This window comes from Rhodococcus qingshengii JCM 15477, assembly GCF_023221595.1.
In the GTDB taxonomy this organism is placed as follows: Bacteria; Actinomycetota; Actinomycetes; order Mycobacteriales; family Mycobacteriaceae; genus Rhodococcus_F; species Rhodococcus_F qingshengii.
Genome location: NZ_CP096563.1, coordinates 5,857,120 through 5,879,369, shown reverse-complemented (window position 1 = coordinate 5,879,369; position 22,250 = coordinate 5,857,120). Strand labels below are relative to the sequence as shown.

Here is a 22,250-nt window from a genome sequence, read left to right as displayed (position 1 = left end):
CGCTACTGCATGTCGTCGAGCCCGGGGAGCGAATAGCCGGAGCTGTCATCCCAATCGGCGGGGGTGTCGTCGAGTGAAACGTCCCAGTCTGCGTCGGGCACCGCTCGCCGGAGTTCGGTCAGAGCGTTGAACCAGTAGACGAGCGAAGGAATTACCTCGGTCGGGTCGCTCGAGATCTTTGTCGAACCGTTGAGCAGAGTGTCGGGGATATCCGACGGATAGAGGTCCAGGACCTCGTAGTCGAACGGAAATTCGTCGTTGTGGACGGCGATGAGTCGGTCGACTTCGGCCTTCTCGTCGTCGGTCAGCGGTGTGGTGCGGACGGCGGAGTAGTACAACGAGGTGCTCATGCTTGCCAGGCTAGAACAAGATGCCGTCCAGCGGCGGTTTCGGACGCAACACCCTCAGATTGCATGGTTTCGGCAATTTCAGGTGTGAAAGTCGTCGATATTTCGACCGGGATGGATAGAAGTCGGCAAGGAACACTGGAGAAGACGGCGAGACGGCCGTCCGAACCCAGTGAAGGAGCTCCCCGTGACCGCAGTCATCAGTGCCATTCGGGTAGGTGGTCAGCGATGAACGTTCCCATGTGGGCGTGGGCCGCGTTCGCCGCAGTCATCGTCGTCATGTTGCTCATCGACCTGCTCGCCCACCGCGGCGCGCACGTCATCGGCTTCAAGGAAGCGGCCTGGTGGAGTGCACTCTGGGTCGGTTTGTCTCTCGTATTCGCGGTGGTCGTCACCCTGACCTTGGGGGTGAACTCGGGCGTCGAATTCACCACGGCCTGGCTGTTGGAGAAGAGCCTCTCCGTCGACAACCTCTTCGTGTTCGCCCTGATCTTCGGTTACTTCAAGGTGCCCCGTGAATACCAGCACCGCGTGTTGTTCTTCGGTGTCATCGGCGCCCTGATCTTCCGCGGTATCTTCCTCGCCGCCGGCGTTGCCGTGGTCAGCAAGTTCACGGCCGTGCTGTTCGTCTTCGCCGCCATCCTGCTCTACAGCGCCTACAAGCTGCTCAAGGACGACGACGAGAACTTCGATCCGGGAACCTCGCTGGCGGTTCGCTTGCTGCGCAAGATCATGCCGGTCCGTGAGGAATACGCAGGAACCAAGTTCTTCGTCAAGGAAGCCGGAAAGCGCGTCGCAACACCACTGTTCGCCGTCGTCGTCGCCATCGAAGCTGCCGACCTCGTGTTCGCAGTCGACAGTGTCCCGGCAGTGCTGGCAGTGAGTGACGATCCATTCATCGTGTACTCCAGCAACGCGTTTGCGATCTTGGGTCTGCGTGCCCTGTACTTCCTGCTCTCGGGCCTGCTCGAGAAGTTCCACTACCTGTCCAAGGGTCTGTCGATCATCCTCGCCTTCATCGGCGTGAAGCTGATCATGCAGGCCAGCCACAAGGTGATCAGCACGTCGATCCCCGAGATTCCCTCACTGGTCAGCCTCGCGGTGATCATCGTGGTGTTGGCAGGCTCGATCATCCTGAGTCTCAAGAAGCCGCTACCGGAAGAGCCTGAGGCCGAAGAGGTTGCGACCGGTGATGCACCGATCGACCTCGAGAAGTCAGGTCCTGACGGCAGCATCGAGAAATCCGGCGTCCAGCTCGCAACCGGCGAGCGCGACGACGATGACGACAAGGTAGATGCTCGGCCCAGAGGCTGACGCCTGATCGGCTGAACGAATCGAAAAGGGAGACCACACAACGACGTGTGGTCTCCCTTTGTCAAATCATCACCAACTGCTTCCCCCGGTTGTGCCCCGAAAGCTGCCCGATCAAGGCCGCTGGGGCATTTTCGATGCCCTCGGTGACATCGTTGCGGTAGCGCAGTCCACCTTCGGCGATTCGAGCGGACGCCCACGCCCGGTACTCCGGGTACCGGTCGTAGTGGTCGTAGCAGATGAACCCTTCGATGCGTAGACGTTTGCGTAGTACAGGGCGTAGGGGAGGCCCGACTTCGCTTTCATCCTGGTTGTATTCGCTGATCATTCCGCACACGACGACCCTTCCGAAATCGGCCATGCGATCGAAAACCGCTCGCGTGATCGAGCCTCCGACGTTGTCGAAATAGACGTCGACGCCCTTCGGACACAATTCGTCCAACTGCTCGCCGATGTTCGCCGTCTTCCTATCTATGCAGGCGTCGAACCCCAATTCCTCCACAACGTATTCGGTCTTCTCACCCCCGGCGATTCCGATCACCCGGGCGCCCGCCAGCTTCGCGATTTGGCCTGCAACCATGCCGACTGCTCCGCCGGCCGCCGAAACCACGACTGTGTCTCGCTCTCGGACGTCGGCGACCAACCGCATTCCGCAGTGTGCGACAAATCCTGGCTGTCCTAGAATTCCGAGTTCATCTCCTAGGGAAGCTCGATTCTCCCTCGGTATGCGGTCCAGGGCAGCGCCTTTGATTGTGTGATAAACCTGCCAGTGCGTGCCGCCTCGAACCAAATCACCTGCCGCAAAGTCAGGATGCCGCGAAGAAATCACTTCGCCGACTGCGATGCCGTCCAAACCGGAGTGCGCAGGCACTACTCCAGCCAAGACGACGTCGCCGATACCGGCAACAGCTCCCAACGGCCCGGGGGCAGAGCTGGTGGACGGTAGGCGTCTTCGTATCGCCGGATCGATCGAAAGATAGTGGGCGCGGAACAGAACTTCGCCGTCCGCGGGCGGCCGGATCGGGACCTCGTCGATCCGAAAATCTTCTACGACAGGCAAGCCGCGGGGAGCTCGAACGACTCGCACAGCGCGGTTCACATATTCGGTCATGCGCAATTTCCAATCTGCTTCGACACCGGTTCGCATCACTTCTCGGGACGATTGCCCGGAATTGATCTCGCCGCCTTACTGATTCACGGCGAAGACGTCTGGGAATTCTGTCCTCGAGCAGCAAGGAGCGCACCTTCCCGCCCGCTCAGTGAGAATGTGGCAACCCGACGTCCGGAGCGCGACTTCATTTCCCATACAGCGGGCGGTTTGTTGGTTGCCTCGTAGTCCGACTGTGAAGCTCTGCGCAGTTCAGTTCAGTTCAGCGCAGCGCTGACGCTCGTCACCAGTGGTATTCGGCTGTGGATTTTTACGAGGGCGTCAATGATCTGCCAGATCTTGTGTGAGTGATTTTGTCGAGGACGAGAGGTTGACTATGACTTCGCCGGTGGGTTCGGAGCGTGCGGTTCATGACACAACGGATTGGCTCAGAACGGGATTGGTCGATCCAACGGAGCCAGGCTTCCTGTCCGATCCGTACGCGCGGTACGCGATTGCGCGAGAAGTTGCTCCGGTACAACAGCATTCGAATGGCGTATACATGCTTTTCGCCTACGACGACGTGAAACGCGCACTGGCGGACAAGTCGCTGAGTTCGTCGGAACAGTATGCACTCGAGGCACCGCGCAATATGCGGATCAAGGCGGCCGGTGGCAGCGACGCCTACTTGTTGCGCCCATCGTTGTCGAAGCTGGATCCACCGGACCATCTGGCATTGCGCAAGCTACTGGCGCGCCCGTTCACGCCCAGGGCAATCAAGCGTTACGACGCGCGGGCGAAGGAAATCGTCGACGAGTTGCTTGCCGATCATGGACGGGGCTCCGAGATCGAGCTGGTGACGGAAGTTGCTCATCCGCTACCGATTCGCCTTGTCTGCGAAATTTTCGGTATCCCCGTACCTGCCGACACCGATACGATGTTCGAGTGGACCCGTAAGGGACTCAACCTACTCGATCCGTTTCTGACTGCCGAGCAGACCAGCGACTACATTTCCGCTCAGCGTGATTTCTCGGCACACCTTCAGGACGTTATCGCTTGGAAGCGCAACAATCTTGGCGACGACATCCTGTCGGACTTCATCTCCGCCGGCGACGAAGGCGAGATAATCGGGCCGGATCAAGTTGCCGCTACCGTGCAGACTTTGGTCATCGCCGGACTGGACACCACAGTCAATCAGGTCGGTCTCACCATGAATGCACTTATGGGCCATCGTGATCAGTGGGAACGACTCGTCGACGACAGGGCACTGCTCGATCACGCGGTAGAAGAAGTCCTGCGCTATGAGCCGACGGCGCAGTTGATGATTCGCATTGCTCCCGAGGATTACGCGGTGGGAGATGCGGTGATTCCGGCCGGAAATCACATTGTGACGTGGCTGGCGTCGGCAAATCGCGATGAAACTCGATTCGGTCCGAACGCGGACAGATTGGACTGGTCGAGGTCAAATATCCGGGACCACATCACGTTCGGTCACGGTGCGCACGCTTGCCTCGGTGCGTGGTTGGCCCGGCTGGAGATCAAGACCATCCTGAAGGCGTTGATCGACAAAGCGCCGAAGACCGAGCTCGTCGACGGTGGAGTGACGTGGGGTGGCACGGCCTTTATCCGCGGTGTCTCCGAACTGCGATTGAACCTTTTCTGATTGCACGAATTCGTGAACAGACCACTCGGTGGGCAAGTCGGTGTCAGATGGTCGACGTCTTGTTAGTCTGGGCCGGTGCCTGATCCCGCAACTGCGTGTTACCCGGCATTGCCCGCGACAAGTTGGGCAGTGCTGGGAATGCTCACATTCGGAGAAGAACTCAGTGGCAGCGATCTGAAAAGCTGGGCCGACTGGAGCATCGGGTTCTATTACTGGAGCCCGTCGGTGAGCCAGGTCTATACCGAGCTCAAAAAGCTGGAAACGCTGGGATTCGTCAGTTCGCGGGAGGTTTCGGAGTCGGGTGGGCGTCGTCGACGAGTGTTCACGATAACCGAATCCGGTATCGAGGCTCTCAGATCATGGTCACGCCGATCGGAGATCGAAACCCCCGTTCTCAAACATGGAGTGATGTTGAGACTGTGGGTCGGCCACCTCAACGACCCCGATCAGCTCAAGTCGATAGTGCTCGATCACATCGACAACCTCGAGGCAAAGAAGCTCAAGGCAATCGAACACGCCGATAACTCGGAGAATGAACCCGCCTGGGCATTTACCGAGATGAGTCTGCGATGGATAGGCCGCCATTTTCAGATGGAGATCGACCTCGCCGCTCAGTTGCTCGATGACATCGATGAGGCCGCCGCTCGATTCGCGCAAGGCGACGCCAACGCTCTCGGCTTGCCGCAGCCCGTCAATGCCGGTAGTTGGAAGTTGATCTGAGCGTGCGGAGGTACAACTCCCCAGATTCTGCCCCACGCCAATAGAATTGTGCTGTCGAGGTTTTCGTGCCCAGTCTTCGTGCTTAGTCTTCGTGCCTAGTCTTCGTGCCTAGTCTTCGTGTCTACTGAGCTCGCATGCTTTCGGTGGTCCGGACGCCCGCATTTCGCCACAGGGAAGCGGCTGTTTCCCGAAGAAGCCCGGTGAGAGGCGAGTTTCGCTCGTCGAGCGGCATTTGTCGGAGCGGTCCGCAGATCGACAGCGCGGAGGTCGCGACGCCGATCGGGCCGATCGGAGTGGCGATCGTGCCGAATCCGTCGATCGGCGTGTCACGGCCGTATCCCACGCCGGTTTTTCGGACCTCGTCGGCCGCCTCTCCTCGCTCGTTGTTGAAGGTGTGGAGGACCCTGCCGACGAGAGTTCCGTCTGCGCGCGTGCTGAAACCGATCCGATTCGGAATCATGCTGGCGAAACGACCTGCCATGTGGGCGCGGCACACCACATTTGAGCCGTCGAGAATCGTCATCTCGACGATCAGTCCGGTACGCCGGTGCAATTCGTACAGGTGCGGATGCGCAGCTGAGTGAAGTCTGTCCTGGTACACGGCCAACGAGCCGAGTTCCACGAGCCGCAACCCGAGCGTGTAATCGCGGCCGCTGCGGTGCAGCCACCGAAGTTGGACCAGATGGTCGAGTATGCGGTGGGCTGAAGACCTTGGAAGCCCGGTTCGTCGGACAATCTCGGCGAGGGTGAGACGATCTCGACCGCCGAACGCATCCAGTAGCAGAGAGACTCGGTCGAGGAAGGCGTTCGGCGTTGCGGGATCGACCTCGAGCTGGAGCGACATGTGTTCCCTCTGCTATCCCGTAGTCAAGTTGGACAACTGCCCTGGACAAGGCTATTTCGATTAGGAATGATGACATGTTTTTTCTGCTTTGTGAAGAAGGCCACCCTGTGGATCGGACGCCTCCGGTGCTCGTCGGCGGAAACGGACCACTGATCGGGAGAGCGGGTTCCTTGCTTGGTGGTGGGCGATCTACGTTGACGTGATCACACGCCAAGTGGACAAACGCGGATGCCGGCGCAGACGTAGCGCCACCCGCCGGGCTGAGAGACCAGGAGACGATATGACGATTCAAGCGGAAGTCACCACGATGCTCGCAACCCTCAACGCTGGATTCCCGGATGTCACCAGTGTCCCGCCGTCGGAGCTACGAACTCTGATTCGGAACCGACGTGCGCCGCTGACGGGTCTTCCCGACATGCTTTCAGTCGAGAATCACGTAATCGACGGTCCCGGTGGAGATCTGGCAATTCGCGTCTTTCGTCCGCATGGAACCTCGAACGACGTTCCTCTCGTGGTCTTCGCTCACGGGGGCGGTTTCGTGTTCTGCGATCTGGACAGTCACGACGAATTCTGTCGATCGATGGCGCAGGGAGTCGGCGCAGTAGTGGTTGCCGTCGACTATCGGTTGGCGCCGGAGCATCCGGCACCGGCAGCCCACGACGACGTCTACGCCGCGGCGGCGTGGGCCAGCGAGCATGCTGCCGAATACGGTTCCGACGCAGGTAAAATCGCACTTGTGGGCGACAGTGCGGGAGGGAACCTCGCGGCGACCGTGGCTATTGCCGCTCGGGATCGGGGTGGTCCGGAAATCGCCCTTCAGGTTCTCATCTACCCCGTGATCGACGACGACTTCGAAACCGAGTCGTATCGGCTCTACGGCACGGGTCACTACAACACCACCGCAGCGATGGAATGGTACTGGCAGCAGTACGCGCCTGAAGGTCGCGACGACGCCCGTGTGATTCCTACGCGTGCGGAGACGCTCGCCGGTCTTCCGTCTGCTGTCGTCGTGACAGCCGAACTCGATCCGCCGTGTTCGTCAGGTGACGCGTATGCGCAGATGCTCGCGACGGCTGGCGTTTCGGTGCGCCATCATCGCTTCGAAGGATTGTTCCACGGCTTCCTCACTATCCCGTCTTTGTCGCTGACCGAGCCTGCGCGACAGAAGCTTTGGGCGATGACGCGCGAGGCGCTCGGTAGCGAGTAGGCAGATCACTTCACTGTCAGGAGTCTCTCGGTGAGATTGCCGAACGTGTGACAGATTCTGTCGTGGACCACGGCCTCGGGACATTCGGGGTCGAACCACCGGTCCACCACTGCCCAGTGAATCGGATGATCGAGGTACTGGGTCTGCAGTGAGCCGAGGTCGGTGAACTCCTGCTCCCAGACATGAGTCCATGGTGTGTGCCCGATTGCTGCGTCGACTCGGCTGAGACGCCAGGCGCAGATCGACGAGATATGGGTAGGCATCCTGAGCAGATCCCGTTCGAATTCCTCGAGTACGTCCTGGGGTGTGCTGGGGGATACCCGGATGAACAGCGCTCGGTACACCTGACCGGCGGCTTCGGCGCCGGAACGTCCCGTGGTCCCGGACGAGTACTCGGCACCGTGGAAGTGGTCGACGGCGGCGCAGCGCAGGCTGTCGTCGACCGCATCTCGGGCTGTCTGCCAAGCCATCTCGTCTTCGAACTGAAGATGGACGATCAGATCTCCGCCGTTGATGACGCCGGGAAGTGTCGTACAGACGAGACGACGCAGCGCGTTCGACGATTCGGCAACTGCGGCAATGTTCTTCACTGCAGCGGTCCACTCGTCGGCGCCCGCCCCGTTGGCGGCGTGCACGACTCTTGTCACGTTATACATTGCTCAGTCCTTCGATGTCCTTTGCTGCGGCGGCCATGGAGCGACTCCGTTCGATTATGAGCGGAGCCATTGCATCCCACCACTGCCTGAGGGTGGAGTCTCTGCGGCCCTGGCGCGTCATCGACCACCAGCCGGCCGTGCCGTCGACCGTCCAGGTGACGGTCAAGGTGTTCGGGTCTTGATCGCACCACAACGGAGGGCTGACGAGTACGTCGGCGAGTGTCATGCCGCGACGCTGTGCACTCGGCAAATACTGGTCGAGTAGCGCGTCGACGAACTGTCGACCGCATCCCGGTTTCGTGACTATCCGATCGATCACGTAGAGCGTTTCATCTGCCATTGGTGAAGATTACTTTCCCCTAACCCGTTGTGATGCTTTCGATCTCACACAGCGGGAGATAGCGAATTTGGTCATGTGCCCGGCATTTCGACACCTCCCGTCAGGCGGGAATCGTTGCTGTGCAACAGAATCGGATGATGCAACATGGCGGACAACGATTGCGTGAAATGCAGTCGAACTCAGGTCGAACACATACGTCATGTGTTCGATGTCGTGAAGTGGAAGAGCCTTGGAGGAGTAGTTGAATCACTCGCTGGTAGGGAAGACCGCGCTGGTGACCGGGAGCAGTCGAGGCATCGGCAGGGCGATCGCCAGGCGACTGGCGGCAGAGGGGGCAACCGTGGTCGTCACCGCACGGTCGACTCGGCCTACCGCGGCAGTCCGTGCCGACAGTAATGTCGTCATCGGCGGTACGTTGTCCGAGACCGTCGAGATGATCGAGTCGCAACACGGTCGTGCACTTGCCATTCCGGCCGATCTCGAGGATTCCGAGGCTCGCGACGGATTGATCGAGAAGGTCGTCTCGCGGACCGGAGGTATCGACATCCTCGTGAACAATGCCGGGTTTGCCGACTACGCGCCGATCGAGAAGATGTCGCTGGCGACGTTCGATCGGACCCTCGACCACTACATTCGCGCGCCGTTCGCCCTGTCGAAGGCAGCCATCCCCTACATGCGAGAGCGCGGCGCAGGCTGGATCGTGAACATCGGTTCCTCGACGGGACTGAATCCGATCAGGCCCTTCCGCGACTACAACAAGACGTCGGGTGACGTGATTTACGCGTCGATGAAGGCAGCACTGCACAGGTTCACACAGGGCCTCGCCGCGGAGGTGCTGGACGACAATATCGCGGTCAACTCGGTGGGACCTTCCACTGCGATCTCGACTCCCGGCGCCGACGCACTCATTCCGGATGGATACGAAACCGAGCCCGTCGAGTATCTTGCCGAGACGGTACTGGCCATGTGTTCTCTTCCCGCGGCCGAGCGGACCGGCCTTGTAGCGTTCAGTCTTCATTTTCCCTGGTATCAGGATCTGGTCGTGAAGGCGCTCGACGGGCAAGGGCTGATGCCCAGACGTGAGCCACCGACGTGGTGCAATCCCAACATTCTGCCCGAAGGAATCTGAAGTCTTTGTCGAGCAATAGTTTCGGCGACACAACCCGAGGAGTGGAGATGTCCCACGCTGAACGCCGGTTCGGTACCGGCACGGCCGTCGTGACCGGTGCGGGGGCCGGTATCGGTGCAGGGTTCGCCCGTCACCTTGCGCGGCTGGGAATGACGGTGGTCGTTGCCGACATCGACGAGGCGCGTGCGTCGCTCGTCGCCGAGGACATTCGCACGGCCGGTGGGAGAGCTGACGTTCATGGAGTGGACGTAGCGGATGCCGATGCCGTGAAGAGGATGGCGGACAATGTGTTCGATCGTCACGGCAGCGTCGAGTTGCTGGTCAACAATGCCGGAGTGGAGACGGCCGGGTTGCTGTGGGAAGTCAGTGGTGCGCGGTGGAGACGGTTGATGGAGATCAACGTCGACGGCGTCTTCTATTGCCTTCGTGCTTTCGTGCCATTGATGTTGAAGGTGGGTAAGCCGGCGTGTGTGGCCAATCTGTCTTCTGTCGGCGGGATCAACAGCGCCGCGGTGCAAGGACCGTACATCGTCAGTAAGTTCGCGGTGCTGGCGATGACCGAGAGCTTGCACCAAGATCTGTCGTTGGTCGACTCTCCGATTCAGGTCAGTGCTGTTGTTCCACACTCGATCCGGAGTGAGATCTTTCGTGCGGCCCAGCGTGACGCGCCGACTACGAACGTCACGGCAAACGCTGTCTTCGATGCAATGCAACAGGCGAACGTCGAATCCGGACTCGACCCGCTCGATGCCGCCGAGCACATGACCGAAGCAATAGCGCGTGGGGACTTCTGGGTGTTCTCCGACGACGACGCGTGTCGGCAGTTCACCGACCGCCGAGCCGCTCAGCTTCGAGACCTGCTACCTCCCGCCGATCCTCGCACAATGCTCACACGCATGGGCATCTCGTGAATGCGGAGCTGTTCGGAGCAGGCCTGTTCACGCGCTGCCGTTGACAGACGTCGACGCACTCTTGGGGAGGCCTGACCAACCCACCAGGCCGACCAGAGCGAAAGCTACGGCGGCAGTGACGAAGGTGACGGTGAAGGCGGATTCGCTGGGCAGAGCGGATACGCCCTCTGGCAGGTTCGCGATGGTCATCGAGGCGAGAATCGTAGTCACCACTGCACTGCCCATGGCGCTGCCGGTGGAACGGGAGATCGAGTTGATGCCGTTGGCTATTCCACTCTGGTGTCGCGGAACGCTCGACATGATGATCGCGGGCATGGCCGCGTAGCCCAGGCTCACGGCGGCGCCGATCACGATGCCGGCACCGATGACCGACGCGGTGTGCGTGTGGTCGTACGCGAGCCAGGCGAACGGCACCGCACCACAGATGGCGGTGAGTCCCAGGACGAAGCGTGGCCCACGCACTCTGATGAGCCGCCCACCGATCGGTGCTGCGATCAGCGAGGCAATCGCACCCGGCAGCAGGAATTCCACCGACGCACGCAGAATGCTGGCGTCGAATCCGTATCCCGTGAGGGCGTGGGGAAGCTGCACGAGATAGGAGATGCCCAGGAAGTTGGCGAACATTCCGAAGCCCAGCATGACCCCCGCCAGATTCGCCATCATCACGGGCCGGTGGACGAACATTCGCATGTCGACCAGTGGTTCGTCGACGATCTTCTCGATCCAGACCCAGACTGCGAACATCACGATCGAGCCCAGGAAAACACCGATGGTCACGGGTGAGAACCAACCCCATTGGTGGCCTTGCGAAATCGACAACAGGAGCAGAAGGAGTGCAGCGCCCAGGCTCAGCGCGCCGATGACGTCGACGCGCCCGCCGCTCTTGTGCTTGGTTGCCGGAACCAGCGTGATGACGGCGACGAGGGCAAGCAACGCGAACCCGGTGGCCATCCAGAAGGCGTTGCGGTAGTCGGCATCCGGAGCCGATGTGAGAAGTCCGGTGGCCACGAGGGCGAGCCCGCTGCCGAATGCGAGAGTTCCGCTGACCAATGCCATCGCGCCGGGAAGCTTGTGTGGGCGGACCTCTTCGCGCAGGACCGACAGAGCCAGCGGGAAGATGGCGGTGGCGGTCCCCTGGAGGACGCGTCCGAGGATGAGAAGTGGCAGGTTGTGTGCCAGTGCGGCGACGATCGAACCGATGACCATGACGACCAGAACGCCGACCAGCGTGCGCTTCTTGCCGTGCTGATCGCCGTAGCGGCCCAACAGGGGAGTGAAAACGGCGGCCGACAGCAACGTCGCCGTCGTCACCCAACTGATGCCGGCCGCGGATGCGCCCAGATCGGACTGAATACGCCCCAAAATCGGGACGGGCAGTGTCTGCATCATCGAGACGATCATCGCGGCCAGGCTGAGCGCCCCGATGATGACGGCCTCGCGGCGCGGCGATGTTACGACGGGTACATCCGGGGTGTCGTGGACCGTTGGCTGCGCAGCGCTGTCGGTCGTCACTGAATTCGTCAAGTGGGTCCTTCTCGGGAATTACAAGAGAAATTGCTTAATGTGCCGAAGTAATTTTCTCTGGATGGTAAGTCCGCGAGATCGATCCCGTCAATGCTGGTCAGTGAGCCCCTGGGGTCAGCTCGGTGTATTCAGGACCAACTCGGCGTGTTCCGGACTAGAAGGGGTAGACCGGGAGTGCGCTCTGCGCAGTCACCCACTGCGTTTCGGTGAAGGCGTCGAGGTTTGCGCCGATACCGCCGACGCGGCCAACGTTACCCGAAGACGCCATACCGCCGAACGGGATGACTGCTTCGTCGCCGACGGTCTGATCGTTGATGTGTACGAGGCCGGTGGGGATCTGTTGAGCGAGTTCGAGTCCGCGCATGGCGTCGGAGGTCAGAATGCCCAGTGACAGTCCGTACTCGGAATCGTTGGCTATGGTGATGGCCTGTTCGACGGTGGCGAAGGAGGTGACCGGTGCGACTGGCCCGAAGACTTCGTCGGCGAATGCCGGCGCGGTGAGTGGGGTGTCGGCCAGCACGGTGGGCCGGTAGAAGAGATCCTCGTAGGTGCCACCGGCCGCCAGTTTTGCTCCGGCCGCGATGCTTCCGGTGACCAGGGAGTGGATGTGGTCGCGTTGTTTGGCGTCGATGATGGGTCCGAGTGCGACCTGACCGGTGAACGGGTCGCCTACCGGAAGCTTGTCGGCGCGTTCGGCAAGGAGTGCGGTGTAGTCGGCGGCGATACTTTCGTGGACGAGCTGGCGGCCGGTGGTCATGCAGATCTGCCCCTGGTGCATGAAGGATCCGAAAGCGCCTACAGATGCGGCCTTTTCGAGGTCGACGTCGTCCATGACGATCAGTGCGTTGTTTCCCCCGAGTTCGAGGTGTGCTCGTTTGAGATGGCGGCCCGCCAGTTCACCGACAGCGCGTCCTGCCCGGGTCGACCCGGTGAATGCGATGACGCGAACGCTCGGATGAACCACGATTGCCTCACCGGCGTCAGCGCCACCCGGCAGCATGCCGAACACTCCGGCAGGCAAACCGGCTTCTTCGAAGATGCGGGCAAGAACCACACCGCCACAGATCGCCGTGCGCGGATCAGGCTTGAGGATCACCGAATTGCCCAGTGCCAGTGCGGGAGCGACTGCACGGATCGACAGAATGATCGGGAAGTTGAACGGTGCGATGACGCCGACGGTGCCGACGGGGACGCGACGAGAGAAGCTCAGCCGCGGTTGCTCCGAGCGCAGCACCTCGCCGACGGGGTGTGCGGCCAAAGCTGCTGCGTTGTAGCACTCTTCGGCAGCGGTGTGGGTTTCCAGTCCGGCTTTGGCGGGAATGCTGCCGGCCTCGCGGATTACCCATTCGCCGATTTCGTCGGCGTACTGTTCGAACAGTTGACCGGCGCGGCGTAGAACGGCGGCTCGTTCGGTGTACGGCCTTGCTGCCCAATCCTTCTGAGCTGCAGCAGCTTTTGTTGCAGCGGCTGCCACGTCGTCTGGTGTTGCCATGCCGACCGTCGTCAACTGCTTGCCGGTGGCCGGTTCGACGACAATACGATCGTCGGCGCTACCGCGAACCCATTCGCCGTCGAAGATCTTCGATTCCCACACAGGTTCGCTCAGCAAACGCGTCATGGCCGCTCCTCGGTAAAGGGATGCAACCGCGCGCCGCATCACATGGTTGTGGACCACGTTGCTCCGTGAGGGGAGTCGATCGCCATCGCACTTTCACTCAGTGAAAGACGGATTCATGGCGTCCTTGAGCGCTTGGATCAGATCGGCGAACTCGGTCGAGTGGGTGGCGCCGCTGCGGGTCACTCCCGAGACGGGAATTCGCAAGCGGCCGTTCGATTCTCGCATGAAGCTGATGCCGGCGCGTGGAGATTCGCCTGCGGTGATCGAATACAGCAGGGTCCAGGCGCGCGGGTTGGTGATCACGTCCAGCGTGGCTGTGTGATCGCTCGGAATTGCTGGGCCCAGTTGGACGCGTCGATCTATCTCGCGGAACGCGTCCTCGACCACCTTGTGAATGAGCACCTGGCTTTGGCGCGGCGGCAGGAGCAGGGGGTATGCGGCCAGATCATTGAGGTCGACGCTTTGCTGGCCGGCCAGGGGGTGCCGGCTCGACATTACGACCAGCAGATCTTCGACGCCGAGATCCAAGGGTTCGAGTCCGGGGCGGTCGACGCCGCCGCGAATCAGCGCGATGTCGGCGTCACCGGAGGCCACGGCGTCCATGCGGTGGGCAAAACTCTTGATGACGAACTCGACGTCCAGGTCCGGATGAAGTTCGCGCACGTGTGCGATGGCGTCCAGCGTCTGAGCGGCGAAGCTCATGTTTCCGGTGATCCGGATCCGGGCTCGTGGGTCGCGTGCGACGGAGTATGCCATCGTTTCGAGGCTGAGGACTTGCTGCGCGATGGGCACGAGTCGCGATCCTGCCGGGGCAAGGCGAACGGCTCGGGTCGAGCGTTCGAAGAGTGTCGCGCCAAGCTCCTTCTCCAGTCGGGCGACCTGATGGCTGATCGCCGACTGCGAGATGAAGCAGCGCTCGGCAGCGCGACTGAAGCTCAGTTCCTCGCTCACGACGAGGAAGTACTTGAGTTGGCGGAAGTCCATGAGGACAGCTTACTTATGAGCAATCGAGATAACAGTCTTGCGAATACTCCAGCTAGCTGGACCCGACCCATGATCAGTCCATACCGTAATAGTCATACTTTCAATTTGGTTGAGGAGATTTGTTGTGGATAGAACAGCTGCGGGTCGCGCTGACATCGACGCGACTGGACACGAGCAGACTCAGGTAGTCATCGTCGGTTCGGGATTCGGAGCCCTCGCCGCGGCCAAGACCCTCGCGAAGTCCAAGACGCCGTTCGTCCTCATCTCCGCCACCACCGAGCACCTCTTCCAGCCGCTGCTCTACCAGGTGGCGACGGGCGTTCTGTCGGCAGGCGAAGTTGCTCCGCCCATCCGCACGATCCTGCAGAAGTACCCCAACGCCGACGTGCGTCTCGGTCGCGTCGTCGAGGTCAACGCCGAAGAGAACACCGTCGTCTACGAGGCTTCGGGCACCCGCCACACTCTCGGATACCGCTCGCTCATCGCAGCCACCGGTGCCACCCAGGCGTACTTCGGTCATGACGAGTTCGAAAAGGTCACCTACAAGCTCAAGACCGTCGAGGATGCCGAGGTCCTGCGTAAGCAGATCCTGCGTTGCTTCGAAGAGGCTCACACCACCAACGACGCGCTGGTTCGCCGCAACCTGCTCAGCTTCGTTGTCGTCGGTGCAGGCGCGACCGGCGTCGAGCTCGCCGGACAGATCAAGGAACTGGCGCGTCGCTACTTCGCCAAGTCCATCAACAACATCAGCGCCGACGAGGTCACGGTCACCATGGTCGAGGGCGCGGGCGTTGCGCTTCCGGCCTTCGGCGGCAAGCTCAGTGAGTACACACAGGCCTCGCTCGAGAAGTCGGGTGTCGAGGTTGTTCTCAACACCATGGTCACCGCCATCGACGAGCACGGTGTCACCGTCTCTTCGGCAAAGACCAAGGAAGAGAAGCGCATCGACGCCGAGACCGTCATCTGGTCGGCCGGTGTTCGAGCCAACGACTTCGCCGCAGTGCTCGGCGAGGCGACCGGTTGTGAGAGTGACCGTGCAGGTCGTCTGCTCATCAATCCGGACTTGACCGTCGGCGGGTTCGCCAACGTCTTTGCCATCGGCGACATGACTTCGCTGAACGGTCTGCCGGGTCAGTCGCCCGTTGCAATGCAGGGTGGCCGTCACGCAGCGAAGACTGTGAACGGAAAGGTCAAGGCCGGAACGCCTTTCAAATACTTCGACAAGGGCAGCATGTCGATCATCAGCCGATTCAGCGCTGTGTGTCGCGTCCGCAAGGTCGAGTTCAAGGGCACGATCGCCTGGTTCATGTGGCTGGCCGTGCACGTGATGTATCTGGTGGGCTTCCGCAACCGGTATGTCGCTGTGATGTCGTGGTTCGGTTCGTTCATCGGTCACCGTCGTCCGCACTTCCACTACGCGCAGGAGCCGATGAAGATCGAGGCCACGCCGCCGGTGACCGAACGCGAACCGGAATTGGCGCACTCCGCGTAGCTCCGCACCGCCTGAACACGTTTCGCCTGATGTCAGTCACACTGTGTGAATGGCATCAGGCGAGCGTTCGTTGATCGGCCGGGCATTTATCGTGCTCGGTGCCTTCGACGCGAAATCGCCGCGGTTGACGCAGTCGGAGATCAGTCGTCGCAGCGGTTTGCCTCTGCCCACCGTCCACCGACTGTGTGGGCAGTTGGTGGCTGAGGGCGCACTCGAGCGTCGGAGTGACGGCAAGTACCAGGTCGGAGTCCGGTTGTGGGAGATCGGCGCTCTTGCTCCCGGCGCTCACGGCCTACGGCAGGTGGCGTTGCCGTTCCTCGAGGACCTGTACGAGGTCACCCGAGAGAACGTGCAGTTGGTCGTTCGTGAGGGCACCGAGGCTCTGTACCTCGAGCGCTTGTCCTCGCGTAGCGCCGTCACCGTGGTCGGCCGTGCCGGCGGAAGATTGCCGTTGCACGCGTCCAGCGGTGGATTGATTCTCCTCGCGCACGGCGGAACCGAGCTTCTCGACGACGTCCTTCGCGCCGGCCTCGAGTCGTTCACTCCCAAAACCATTACTTCCGAGCGGATTTTGCGAGCAACTCTCGACGAGATCAGGCGCGCCGGATTCGTGGTCTGTCGTGAGTATCTGAACGTCGGAACCCTTGCCGTCGCCGCTCCTGTCCGCGAAGCCGGGGGCAGTGTCGTGGCAGCGGTCTCGACAGTTGTTCCGGTGGAGCAGGATCCGGCTCCTTTACTGCCGGCGTTGGTCGCGGCCGCCCGTGGAATATCACGCGGGCTTGGTAGCGGTGGGTTTCGATAGCTCGTTTCGGTCTTTCACTGAGTGAAATTGCAGCTGTTCAGAGGAGTGATCGTGGTCGAGGGTGGTCTCAATCGTCACTCACCTCAGGAGCTCTCTGTATGTCTTCTTCACGCACCCAGGTCGGAATCGTCGGTGGTGGTCCCGCCGGGTTGATGCTCTCGCATCTGTTGCATCTGAAGGGAATCGATTCGGTTGTCCTGGAATGCCGCACCCGCGAAGAGGTAGAAGGCACCATTCGTGCCGGCGTGCTCGAACAGAACACGGTTGATCTCATGGTCGAGACCGGACTCGGTGATCGACTGAAGCGGGAGGGCCTCGAACATCACGGAATCGAGTTGCGATTCGGTGGACGAGGGCACCGAATCGCGTTCGACGAACTGACCGACGGGCGAGCAGTCACGGTGTATCCGCAACACGAGGTGCTCAAGGATCTGATCGCGCGGCGTCTCGCTGACGGCGGGGACATTCGATTCGGAGTGTCCGACGCGCAAGTACACGATCACGAATCGGATCGCCCGAGTATCACTTTTGTCGACTCGGACGGAAATGATCAGAAGCTCGAGTGCGCCCTGGTGGCCGGTTGCGACGGTTCACGCACCGGAACGCGAAAGCTGATTCCCGAACCGTCGATCCGAACAGATCATTTCCGCCAGTATCCCTTCGCGTGGTTCGGCATCCTGGCCGAGGCGCCGCCGTCGTCCGAAGAACTGATCTATGCCAACCATGAGCGCGGGTTTGCACTGATCAGCACACGGACGCCCGAGGTACAGCGTCATTACCTTCAGGTCGATCCGGACGACTCCGTGGACAACTGGTCCGACGATCGAATCTGGGACGAGCTGCACATGCGCGTCGACGGTGAGGGGGCGGAGATCAAGGACGGCAGGATCTTTCAGAAGTCGATCCTCCAGTTCCGCAGCTTCGTGTGTGAGCCGATGCAGCACGGCAACCTGTTTCTTGCAGGGGATGCGGCGCACACCGTGCCGCCGACCGGCGCGAAGGGAATGAATCTCGCGATCGCCGACGTCTACGCACTGGCGAAGGCAATGGACGGTTTCTTCACCTCGTCCGACCGAAAGATGCTGGACGGGTACACCGAAACGGTGTTGCCGCGTGTGTGGCGGACGCAGCACTTCTCGTGGTGGATGTCGTCGATGCTCCATCGCTTGCCAGACGACAGCGGTTTCGGGCATCGCCGACAGTTGGCCGAATTGGACATGGTCACGCGTTCGGTGGCCGGACGAACGCTGATCGCCGAGAACTACGTCGGAACTCCCTTGCATCAGTAGGCCGATTCGCAGGTTGCACGGTGCGAAATCAGGGGGAGTGGGGTGCCAGGTGTCACCAGGACCCCGAAGTTCTTGGTATGTGTCCGCCTGGCGGGAAGCCGCCGAGCCGAAGTAGCGGGAGCTTTGTAACCTCGAACACGTCCTTGTCCAACCGAGGGTGGCTGATGCTTCGACCGCACTGCGGGGGAGTTGTCGTATGACTGAGCGTTGCAAGAAGTGACTGTTCAGGATCCACTGTCTCCCAAGCCGATCGGTGCGAACCGACTTCGAGCTCATCGAGGCACTTCAGTCGCTCCGGTCAACTGAACAGAGGGATCTTCCGATGAAGTTCAGCCTCGCCGTGGCGATGATTCCCCTCTCTCAACTCGTTGCACTTGCGAAAGTGGCCGAAGAATGCGGCTTTTCTTCGATCACGATGCCCGACTCACTGTTCTTTCCCGAGCGGGGCGCTACCGGGTATCCGTATACCGCTGACGGTGTGCGGATGTGGGACGTGAAGACACCATTTGTAGACCCCATGATTGCCGCGGCCTTCATGGGACCCGGAACGTCGAAGATTCGCTTTTATCCGCAGGTGCTCGAGCTCAGCTCACGCAATCCTCTGCTGCTGGCAAGCCAGGTGGGGTCGGTCGCGAATTTGACAGGAGGCCGCTTCGGTCTCGGGGTCGGTGTGGGCTGGGCGCCAGAGGAATTCGAGTGGTGCGGCGCTTCCCCCAAGGATCGAGGCCCGCGAGTCGACGAGATGCTCGAGGTACTGCGACTGGTTCTAGGCGGCGGTATGGTCGAACATCACGGCAAGTTCTTCGACTTCGACAGGCTGCAGATGAGCCCGGCGCCGGTCGATCCCGTCCCCATCTACATCGGAGGACATTCCGCGGCCGCATTGCGCCGTGCAGCGCGAGTGGGTGACGGTTGGACCTCGGCTACAGTCTCTTTCGCTGATCTGCAAGCTCTCATCGCGAGGATCGGCGTCCTGCGGGTCGAGTACGGGCGCGCCGAGTCCCCGTTCGAAATTCAGGCCGTCTGCGCCGATCGCTTCGGTCTCGACGGCTCCCTGGAACTGGCCGATAGCGGAGTGACGGAATCGATCGTCATTCCTTGGGCCATGTACGGGCTCGGGTTCGACTGCGACCTGGAAGCGAAGAAAGATGCGGTACGCAGGTTCTCCGAGGAAGTCATCTGCAAATTCTGAAATTCACGTAGCGCGCCCGTGCTGCAATGACCCGTGTGCGGGGATCAATCCGTATGCGGGCGTTGCGGCTCCAACATCCGTTCGCGCAGACTGTCGTAGATAGGTGCCGACCCTGCCGACGTGGTGACGAATACCGCTGCCGCAGTGGCAGCGAGCATCGGGACCAGCGTCGACGTCACCGCGGTCATCTCGACCACGATCACGATGCCGGTGAACGGTGCGCGTACTACGGCGCCGAAGAAGGCAGCCATACCGACGGTGGCCATGGTGACCGTGAGCCCGGCGTCCACTCCGGGCACGAAGCTCGACAGTCCGGTGAAGATCGACCCCCAGAGCGCGCCGAGAGCGAGTAAGGGAGCGAACAGTCCGCCGGGAGTTCCAGCGGCATACGAGAGCGGGCCGGTGAAGAACCGAACCACCAAGTACAGCAGCAGGATCGGCAGTACGAAGGTCCTTCCGCCGACGATCATCTGTGCAAGAACGTCGCCGCCCCCACTGGCCAACGGGTCGAGGAACAGCGTCAGGCCGATGACGGCGCCGATCGTTGCGCCGATGACAGTCGGTGGGATCTTGTCGAGCCGTGCCACGATGTCGAGTAGTCCTAGAATCAGGCGGTTGTACGCAATACCCAGTAGCCCCGTGAGGATTCCGAAGACGACGAACAGTGGCAAGAATGCGAGTTGCGGTGTCGGGACGGTGCCGACCTCGAAATCGGGTTGATCACCGATGACGATCCGTGCACAGCCCACCGCCACTGAAACACCGAAAAGCGTTGGCAGCACGGTGCGCAGCCGGAACGAGTGCGTCACCTCCTCGCAGACGAACAGTGCTCCCGCGATCGGCGCGTTGAATGCGACAGCGAGTCCTGCTCCGGCCGTGGATGTTTGCAGCATGGCGACGTCGGGTTCGGTAAGGCGGGCTCGCCGTCCCGCTTCTGCTCCGATCGCCGCACCCATGTGCACGGTGGGGCCTTCACGGCCGAGAACCAGACCGGAGCCGATCGCCAAGAGGCCGCCGATGAATCTGGCGGGCACGAGATTGACTCCCGGCGGTTTCGCTTCACCGCGGGACACCGCCTCGACGTGCTGGATGCCGCTTCCCTTTGCGAGGGGCACTCGTCTGACGATCAGTACGGCAAGTACCGTGCACAGGGCCACCAGGAGGACCGGCACGAGCCACCCGACGTACGGAACGTGATGCGCCCAGTTCACGATCGCCTGACGAAGTTCGTCGGCCCTGATCAGACACCAACGGAACGCGCCGCCGACAAATCCGACCCCGACGCCGGCGACCGCAGCGAGTAGACACAGCAAACCCAGTCCGCGGAGGGAGTCCCGCGGTTCGGTGCCGCCATCGTCCTCGGTCATCGTGATCAGCCCTACCTGATGGTCACAACTCGCGACAGGTGAATTGAGCTTCCTCACCTTGGACGGTAACCCATCGCGCTACCCGCAGGGTCGGATCGAGGTTGTGCAGCCTGGTCACAATTCGACAAGCAGGCTGATTCCGAGAACTGCCATCATCACGGCGATCAGAGCATCGAGAACCCGCCACGCGTTGGGTTTCGCAAAAAGCGGCGTCAGCAGACGTGCGCCGTAACCGAGGGCGCCGAACCAGACCGCACTTGCCGTGATGGCACCGGCTGCAAACCACCAACGTCCGATCTCGCCGCGACCGTTGGCGATAGAACCCATGAGCACGACGGTGTCGAGGTACACGTGTGGATTGAGCCAGGTGAGGGCCAGTGCCATCGTGACGGCGGCAATCCTCGACCCGTTGCCATGTCGATCCGGTGCCAACGTCTGGGGGTGAAGTGCCCGCTTGGCGGCGAAGATCGCATAGCTGAGGAGGAAAACGGCGCCGGCGATACGAACGAACGTGATCATCGACGGTGCGTGTTCGAGGAGGGTCCCGATTCCGCCGACGCCCGCGAGGATCAGAATTGCGTCTGACAACGCGCACACTGCGACGATCGGGAGTACGTGCGATCGCGTCAGACCTTGGCGAAGAACAAACGCATTCTGGGCGCCGATTGCGACGATCAATGACAGTCCGACTCCGAAACCGACGAGGGCCGACGCAGGGTCGTTGGTGCTGAGCATGTTGTCGAGCCTGCCGCGCAGATATCATTCAGTCCAGCTAATGATTCTAAGGACACATCAGAGTAGCTTCAGATTATGTTGGATTTCGAGCAACTGAGGGCATTGCACGCCGCGGTCGACGAGGGAACCTTCGAGGCGGCGGCGCGGAAACTACACATCACGCCTTCGGCGGTCAGCCAACGAATCAAAGGTCTCGAGACCTCGGTTGGCCGGATCCTGGTGCAGCGCACCAAACCCATCCAGGTCACCGATTCCGGGAGAGAAGTCCTGCGTCTTGCACGTCAGATAGACGCTTTGTCGCGTGACACCGTGCGAGAGCTCGGCCTTGAAAATGGTTCAGGGATGTTTGCGCGTGTCTCGATCGCGGTCAATGCCGATTCGCTGTCCACCTGGGTTCTCGGGGCCCTCGCGGAGTTCACGCAAGAAGTCAGTTTCGATTTTCATCTCGACGATCAAGACCACACCACCGAACTGCTGCGCGACGGTTCGGTCATGGCTGCCGTCACGTCTGTTGCGTCACCGATTCAAGGGTGTACCTCCAGTCGGTTGGGCATCATGCGGTATCGGCCGATGGCGAGTGCAGAGTTCTGCCGTCGTTGGTTCGCAGACGGTGTCACGGCCGAATCCCTTTCGGAGGCGCCGCTGGTTGTGTTCAATCGCAAGGATCTACTGCAGGATCGGTACCTCGATCAAAAGGTCGGCCACCCCGCCGATCCGCCCCGTCATCTTGTTCCTTCATCGGCAGACTTCGCGGACGCCGTCAGGCGGGGATACGGCTGGGGATTGATACCGGACCTGCAGCGCGGCGACGACGATCGCTCCGGCGTGCTGATCGGATTCGATCCGGACTTCGTGGACGACGTTCCGCTGTACTGGCAGCAGTGGAAACTGTCGTCACCTGTCTTGCGCCGGATCTCCGAGGTGGTGACCAGACGCGCCCACGAGGTGTTGCATCAGCCGTCGAACTGATGCATACCGTACGTGTGGTGTTGTGCTCAGGGAACAAAGAACCTGGACAAGTTGATCCCCTGG

At 61.2% G+C, this 22,250-nt stretch carries 21 protein-coding genes; 11 read left to right on the top strand and 10 right to left on the bottom strand.

The genetic code is table 11. The features are described 5' to 3' along the window. Positions 1–2 precede the first annotated feature (2 nt). Complete coding sequence (locus M0639_RS27170; RefSeq protein ID WP_030536118.1) at positions 3–350, bottom strand: hypothetical protein; 348 nt, start codon at positions 348–350, stop codon at positions 3–5. 225 nt (positions 351–575) lie between these two features. On the opposite strand from M0639_RS27170, the gene M0639_RS27165 reads away from it, so the two are divergent. Further along, positions 576–1,661 (top strand): TerC family protein, encoded by a 1,086-nt coding sequence (locus M0639_RS27165; RefSeq protein WP_064075031.1) that lies wholly within the window; start codon positions 576–578, stop codon positions 1,659–1,661. Between the two features lie 61 nt (positions 1,662–1,722). Here M0639_RS27165 and M0639_RS27160 read toward each other — a convergent pair whose 3' ends face one another. Then, on the bottom strand, positions 1,723–2,769 hold the full coding sequence (locus M0639_RS27160) for an NADP-dependent oxidoreductase (RefSeq protein ID WP_042451682.1): 1,047 nt from the start codon (positions 2,767–2,769) through the stop codon (positions 1,723–1,725). A gap of 373 nt (positions 2,770–3,142) precedes the next feature. On the opposite strand from M0639_RS27160, the gene M0639_RS27155 reads away from it, so the two are divergent. Further along, positions 3,143–4,408 (top strand): cytochrome P450, encoded by a 1,266-nt coding sequence (locus M0639_RS27155; RefSeq protein WP_064075030.1) that lies wholly within the window; start codon positions 3,143–3,145, stop codon positions 4,406–4,408. Positions 4,409–4,546: 138 nt separating this feature from the next. Beyond that, a complete protein-coding gene (locus M0639_RS27150; RefSeq protein WP_050656919.1) occupies positions 4,547–5,128 on the top strand; it encodes a PadR family transcriptional regulator in 582 nt (193 codons plus the stop codon). Between the two features lie 121 nt (positions 5,129–5,249). On the opposite strand, the gene M0639_RS27145 is transcribed toward M0639_RS27150, so the two are convergent. Next, positions 5,250–5,972, bottom strand: a complete 723-nt coding sequence (locus tag M0639_RS27145; protein ID WP_007730520.1) for an IclR family transcriptional regulator — start codon at positions 5,970–5,972, stop codon at positions 5,250–5,252. A 280-nt stretch (positions 5,973–6,252) separates the two neighbouring features. Here M0639_RS27145 and M0639_RS27140 point away from each other — a divergent pair, with 280 nt between their 5' ends. Further along, entirely contained in the window at positions 6,253–7,179 is a 927-nt protein-coding gene (locus M0639_RS27140) for an alpha/beta hydrolase (protein WP_030536114.1), read from the top strand. A 5-nt stretch (positions 7,180–7,184) separates the two neighbouring features. Here M0639_RS27140 and M0639_RS27135 read toward each other — a convergent pair whose 3' ends face one another. Together M0639_RS27135 and M0639_RS27130 are read right to left on the bottom strand one after the other, a co-directional pair. Beyond that, positions 7,185–7,835 (bottom strand): Dabb family protein, encoded by a 651-nt coding sequence (locus M0639_RS27135; RefSeq protein WP_030536113.1) that lies wholly within the window; start codon positions 7,833–7,835, stop codon positions 7,185–7,187. Further along, positions 7,828–8,175, bottom strand: a complete 348-nt coding sequence (locus M0639_RS27130) for a hypothetical protein (protein ID WP_007730530.1) — start codon at positions 8,173–8,175, stop codon at positions 7,828–7,830. Before M0639_RS27130 ends, M0639_RS27135 begins: the two co-directional genes overlap by 8 nt. A 241-nt stretch (positions 8,176–8,416) precedes the next feature. Here M0639_RS27130 and M0639_RS27125 point away from each other — a divergent pair, with 241 nt between their 5' ends. Both M0639_RS27125 and M0639_RS27120 read left to right on the top strand, forming a co-directional pair. After that, entirely contained in the window at positions 8,417–9,304 is an 888-nt protein-coding gene (locus M0639_RS27125) for an SDR family NAD(P)-dependent oxidoreductase (protein WP_042921616.1), read from the top strand. A 47-nt stretch (positions 9,305–9,351) separates the two neighbouring features. Further along, entirely contained in the window at positions 9,352–10,215 is an 864-nt protein-coding gene (locus tag M0639_RS27120; protein WP_064075097.1) for an SDR family NAD(P)-dependent oxidoreductase, read from the top strand. Between the two features lie 27 nt (positions 10,216–10,242). Here the strand turns inward: M0639_RS27120 and M0639_RS27115 are convergent, their stop codons facing one another. From M0639_RS27115 to M0639_RS27105, 3 genes are all read right to left on the bottom strand, one after another. Next, positions 10,243–11,739, bottom strand: a complete 1,497-nt coding sequence (locus tag M0639_RS27115) for an MFS transporter (protein ID WP_231915065.1) — start codon at positions 11,737–11,739, stop codon at positions 10,243–10,245. Between the two features lie 154 nt (positions 11,740–11,893). Next, positions 11,894–13,357: a benzaldehyde dehydrogenase gene (locus tag M0639_RS27110; protein WP_064075028.1), complete on the bottom strand. Its 1,464-nt coding sequence runs from the start codon at positions 13,355–13,357 to the stop codon at positions 11,894–11,896. A gap of 93 nt (positions 13,358–13,450) precedes the next feature. Then, complete coding sequence (locus tag M0639_RS27105; RefSeq protein ID WP_058038355.1) at positions 13,451–14,341, bottom strand: LysR family transcriptional regulator; 891 nt, start codon at positions 14,339–14,341, stop codon at positions 13,451–13,453. Positions 14,342–14,465: 124 nt separating this feature from the next. Between M0639_RS27105 and M0639_RS27100 the strand changes: the two genes are divergently transcribed. The 4 genes from M0639_RS27100 (at position 14,466) to M0639_RS27085 (ending at position 19,116) form a co-directional block, all read left to right on the top strand. Next, entirely contained in the window at positions 14,466–15,833 is a 1,368-nt protein-coding gene (locus tag M0639_RS27100; protein WP_003942969.1) for an NAD(P)/FAD-dependent oxidoreductase, read from the top strand. 49 nt (positions 15,834–15,882) lie between these two features. Then, the gene (locus M0639_RS27095; protein ID WP_003943227.1) at positions 15,883–16,635 is read left to right on the top strand and encodes an IclR family transcriptional regulator; all 753 of its coding nucleotides are present in this window, start codon (positions 15,883–15,885) and stop codon (positions 16,633–16,635) included. A gap of 98 nt (positions 16,636–16,733) precedes the next feature. Continuing rightward, complete coding sequence (locus tag M0639_RS27090; RefSeq protein WP_007730544.1) at positions 16,734–17,924, top strand: 4-hydroxybenzoate 3-monooxygenase; 1,191 nt, start codon at positions 16,734–16,736, stop codon at positions 17,922–17,924. Positions 17,925–18,246: 322 nt separating this feature from the next. Further along, a complete protein-coding gene (locus tag M0639_RS27085; RefSeq protein WP_050656934.1) occupies positions 18,247–19,116 on the top strand; it encodes a TIGR03619 family F420-dependent LLM class oxidoreductase in 870 nt (289 codons plus the stop codon). A gap of 44 nt (positions 19,117–19,160) precedes the next feature. On the opposite strand, the gene M0639_RS27080 is transcribed toward M0639_RS27085, so the two are convergent. Both M0639_RS27080 and M0639_RS27075 read right to left on the bottom strand, forming a co-directional pair. Next, positions 19,161–20,483 (bottom strand): ClC family H(+)/Cl(-) exchange transporter, encoded by a 1,323-nt coding sequence (locus M0639_RS27080; RefSeq protein ID WP_064075027.1) that lies wholly within the window; start codon positions 20,481–20,483, stop codon positions 19,161–19,163. A gap of 114 nt (positions 20,484–20,597) precedes the next feature. Continuing rightward, entirely contained in the window at positions 20,598–21,218 is a 621-nt protein-coding gene (locus tag M0639_RS27075; protein ID WP_064075026.1) for a LysE/ArgO family amino acid transporter, read from the bottom strand. A 75-nt stretch (positions 21,219–21,293) separates the two neighbouring features. Here M0639_RS27075 and M0639_RS27070 point away from each other — a divergent pair, with 75 nt between their 5' ends. Continuing rightward, complete coding sequence (locus M0639_RS27070) at positions 21,294–22,187, top strand: LysR family transcriptional regulator ArgP (RefSeq protein ID WP_064075025.1); 894 nt, start codon at positions 21,294–21,296, stop codon at positions 22,185–22,187. Positions 22,188–22,250 lie beyond the last annotated feature (63 nt).